At 62.1% G+C, this 4,325-nt stretch carries 4 protein-coding genes; all 4 read left to right on the top strand.

Going from position 1 to position 4,325, the window contains the following annotated elements; genetic code table 11:
* Positions 1-142: 142 nt before the first annotated feature.
* The 4 genes from GVL50_RS28345 to GVL50_RS28330 all read left to right on the top strand — a co-directional run bounded on the left by GVL50_RS28345 (position 143) and on the right by GVL50_RS28330 (position 4,310).
* Positions 143-1,072: an amidohydrolase family protein gene (locus GVL50_RS28345; protein WP_008081962.1), complete on the top strand. Its 930-nt coding sequence runs from the start codon at positions 143-145 to the stop codon at positions 1,070-1,072.
* A 4-nt stretch (positions 1,073-1,076) separates the two neighbouring features.
* Entirely contained in the window at positions 1,077-1,982 is a 906-nt protein-coding gene (locus GVL50_RS28340) for an amidohydrolase family protein (RefSeq protein WP_008081961.1), read from the top strand.
* 316 nt (positions 1,983-2,298) lie between these two features.
* A complete protein-coding gene (locus GVL50_RS28335) occupies positions 2,299-3,684 on the top strand; it encodes a UbiD family decarboxylase (RefSeq protein WP_159815836.1) in 1,386 nt (461 codons plus the stop codon).
* A gap of 11 nt (positions 3,685-3,695) precedes the next feature.
* A complete protein-coding gene (locus GVL50_RS28330) occupies positions 3,696-4,310 on the top strand; it encodes a UbiX family flavin prenyltransferase (protein WP_178124229.1) in 615 nt (204 codons plus the stop codon).
* Positions 4,311-4,325: the final 15 nt, after the last annotated feature.

The raw sequence follows: 4,325 nt of genomic DNA, 5'->3' as shown, positions 1-4,325 counted from the left end.
GCCCTCAGCAGCCACCCACCCGGGCCGGATGCGAACAGGCGAGGGAATGCGCGAGTCTTGCGCATAGAAACGGCCGATTGCCCGGGACGTGGATGCCGAGAGCCGCAAGGCTCCCTTCCCCGCTATCAGGAGATCGACTGCAATGATCATCGATATCAGCTGCTATCCCACCGATCTGGTGGACCTCGCCTGGAGGCATGACGGTGACCCGTTCACCGGCGAGCGTCTGCTGGAGATGATGGATGGCCCGTACATGGTCAACGGCAAGCCTCGCCGCATTGACAAAGCCTTCATCCAGCCGCCGCAAGGCAACACGATTTACACCTGGACCGACGGCGACCTGACCGGCCGTGAATCCATCGATGCCTACATGGCCTACACCCTGAAAATGGTGCAGACCTACCCGGATCGTTTCATCGGCTGCTTCGTCTACAACCCGCGCTGCGGCGTGGAAAACGGCGTCGAAGCGATCGAGCGCTACGTCAAGGAACACGGTTTCGGCATGGTGCAGATGCAGGCCAACATGCACGCCTACCGTCCTGACCGTGCGCTCGACTGGGTGCGCCCATGCTTCGAGAAGTGCGCCGAGCTGGGCATCCCGGTCAAGCTACATACCGGCGACGGCCCTTACAGCATCCCGTCGGAATGGGTGCCGATGATCAAGGAATTCCCCAACGTCAATTTCATCATGGCCCATTTCGGCGTGCAGACCGGTGGCGTCTACGTGTTCGAACCGATGCAATGGGCGATGGAATTGCCCAACGTCTACTGCGAATCCGGCTGGTGCCTGCAATCGCGGATCGTCGAATTCGCCAAGGTCTTGCCGACGCACAAAATTCTCTTCGGCACCGACACACCGCCGAACGAACCGGGCATGTGGCTGCGCCTGCTCGAAGTGCTCTGCCACGAACCGCCGCAAGGCCTGAACCTCGACGAGGACACCCTCGAAGACTACTTGGGCAACAACACCGCGCGGATGATCGGCCTTGAGCCAACCCCGCCACCCCGTTCCGTTTCCGAAGCAGAGGCGCAACTCAAGCGCCCCGTCACCACGCAACTGGCCAGGAGCTGAACCGATGATCATCGACACCCATCTGCACCCAACAAATCTGGTCGACGAGGCCTGGCGCCACACCGGCGAACCGTTCACCGGCGAGCGCATGCTCAAGCTTATGGACGGCCCGTACATGATCAACGGCAAACCACGCCGCATCGACATGGGTTTCATCCAGCCGCCACCGGGCAACACCGGTTATCGCGACGGCAACCGCCGGGGCCGCGAAGGCGTGCGCGACTACATGTCGTACATCGCCGAACTGTGCATGAAGTACCCGGATCGCTTCATCGGCAACTTCAACTTCAACCCGCGCTGGGGACCGGAAAACGGTGCGGCGGAGCTGGAATTCCACATCAAGGAATACGGTTTCAAGATGCTCAAACTGCACGCCAACATGCACGGCTATCGCCCGGATCGCGCACTCGACTGGCTGCGTCCGGCGATGAAGGTCTGCGCCAAGTACAACATCGTCGTGCTGATCCACACCGGCGACGGCCCGTACACGATTCCGACGATGTTCTACCCGATCATCCGCGAGTTCCCGATGGTCAATTTCATCATCGGTCACTTCGGTATCCAGACCGGCGGCAACTACTCGTTCGAAGCGTTCTGGATGGCGATGGACACGCCGAACGTGTACTGCGAATCGGGCTGGTGCTTCCAGTCGCGGATCGTCGAATTCGCCAAGGAACTGCCGCGCAACAAGATCGTGTTCGGCACCGATTCACCGCCGAATGAGCCGGGGATGTGGCTGCGGGAACTGGAGGTGTTGTGCTCGCCGGCGCCGCAGGGTTTGGGGATTGATGAGGATCATCTCGAAGACTACCTGGGCAACAACATCGCAAGGTTGTGCGGGATCGAACCGACGCCACCGCCGAAGGATCTGGCCGAGGCCGACATACGCCTGACCACCACGTACCTCTAGATAACGCAGATCCTTGGGGTAACAAGGAAACCCTGTGGCGAGGGGATTCATCCCCGTCCGGCTGCGAAGCAGTCGTAAAACCGGCAACCGCGGTCTGCCTGATGCAGCGCGGTGGCAGGATTTGGGGCCGCTTCGCAGCCCAACGGGGATAAATCCCCTCGCCACAGAGGCCCTCGCCACAAGGGATCTGTGCACAGAGCACACAGCGACTTTACAGGCACGAAGATGACCCGGCGTTCGTTCGACCGGCAGGCCAACGGCTGGCCGCGCGAACGCCCTCTCACCCCTGCGTGCCTGCTTTTTACGAGGTGACACCATGACCCGTTCGACGCTCGGCGATTCTCAGGACTTTCACGTGTTCATCGACGCCTATCGCCGTGAGTACCCGGACGATGTGCTGACCGTCACTCAACCGATTTCTGCCGATCAGGACGTCACCGCCCTGGTCGATGCCCTCGCCGCCCAAGGCCGCGATCCGCTGCTGATCTGCGAAAACGTCGGCCACCTCGGCGTGCCGGTGGCGACTAATCTGTTCGCCTCCCGAACCCGCATCGCCCGGCTCTTCGGCGTAACGCCTGCGCAACTGCACGAAACCTTCCAGACCCGCGCCAACCAAGCCATCGCCCCGCGTTATGTGGAAAGCGGCCCGATTCTCGATGAAGTCTTCGAAGGCGAAGCGTTGGATCTGGCGCTGCTGCCGATGCTCAAGCATTTCGACAGCGATCGCGGCCCGTACATCACCAACGCGATCATCATCGCCGAAGACCCGCTGACCGGCATTGCCAACATGAGCTATCACCGCTCGATGCGCCACGCCCGCCAGGCCCTCGCCACCAGCCTGCATTCACGCGGCCACCTGTGGCGGATGCTGCAGACCGCGCGCGAACGTGGCGAAGAATTGCGTGTGGCCATGGTGGTTGGCGCGCACCCACTGTTCATGCTCGCCGCCGCTGCACGCTTGCCCTATGGCGCCGATGAACGCGCCGTCGCTGGCGGGCTGTTTGGTGCGCCGCTGGAACTGGTGAAAACTCCACGCTACGGCATCGGTGTACCAGCGTATGCCGAGTTTGTTCTGGAAGGCGCGATTGACCCGGCGGCCTATGCCGAGGAAGGCCCGTTCGGTGAATTCAGCGGTTATTCCTCGGATCGCTCGACCAACAATGTGCTGCGCGTCGACACCCTGTTAAAGCGCAAAGATGCCTGGCTGGTCGATGTGATGGGCGGCCGCTACGCCGAGCATTTGACCCTCGCCCGCCTGCCGCGCGAAGCGGAGATGAGCGAAAAACTCAAGGCACGTTTCCCCGCCGTCACCGCTGTGCATTACCCCAATTCCGGCACGCATTTTCACTGCTACGTGGCGCTGGATCAGAGCCGCGACGGCGAGGCGCGGCAGATCATGCTGGCCCTGCTCGGCTGGGATCCGTACCTGAAAACCGTGATCGCGGTGGACAGCGATATCGACATCAGCGATGACAGCCAGGTGCTGTGGGCACTGGCCACACACTTTCAGCCGCATCTGGATATTTTCACCATCGATGGTTTGCCCGGTAGTCCGCTCGATCCATCGTCGTCGGTCAACGGCACCACTTCGCGGATGGGGCTGGATGCGACTCGCGGTTCCGGATTTGACGGGATCAAGGCGCAGCTCGATCAGGGTGTTCTTGAGCGGGCGCGGGTTTTGCTCAAAGGACTGGAATCGTGAACCGGCAACGGATGGTGGTCGGCATCAGCGGCGCGTCCGGCTTCATCTACGGCGTGCGCTTGCTGCAATTGCTCGCCGAGCTGGACATCGAAAGCCACCTGATCATCAGTCGCGCTGCGCTGCTGACCATGGCCCACGAGACCGACTACAAACTCGCCGACGTCACTGCGCTGGCCAGTCATTACCACCGCGCCGATGACGTCGCCGCCGGGATTGCCAGTGGTTCGTTTCGCTGCCTCGGCATGGTGGTGGCGCCGTGTTCGATGAGGACGCTGGCGGAGATTGCCACCGGAACGTCTTCGGGGCTGATCGGCCGTGCTGCCGACGTCACGCTCAAGGAGCGCCGCACGCTGGTGTTGATGGCCCGCGAAACCCCGCTGACCCTCGCCCACCTGCGCAACATGACCGCCGTCACCGAGATGGGCGGAATCATCGCTCCGCCGGTGCCCGCGTTCTACGCCCGCCCGGAAAACCTCGCGCAAATGGTCGACCACAGCCTTGGCCGCGTGCTCGACCTGTTCGGCCTCGATGCGGGCGTCGCACAACGCTGGCAAGAACACCCACAACCCTGTGGGAGCGGGCTTGCTCGCGAAAGCGGTGTGTCATTCAACAATGAAGGTGGCTGACCCACCGCATTCGCG

Origin of the sequence: Pseudomonas sp. 18058 (genome assembly GCF_902706155.1) — a bacterium.
In the GTDB taxonomy this organism is placed as follows: Bacteria; Pseudomonadota; Gammaproteobacteria; order Pseudomonadales; family Pseudomonadaceae; genus Aquipseudomonas; species Aquipseudomonas rustica.
The sequence above is the reverse complement of the archived record's forward strand: the minus strand, read 5'-3'. Positions and strand labels throughout refer to the sequence as shown.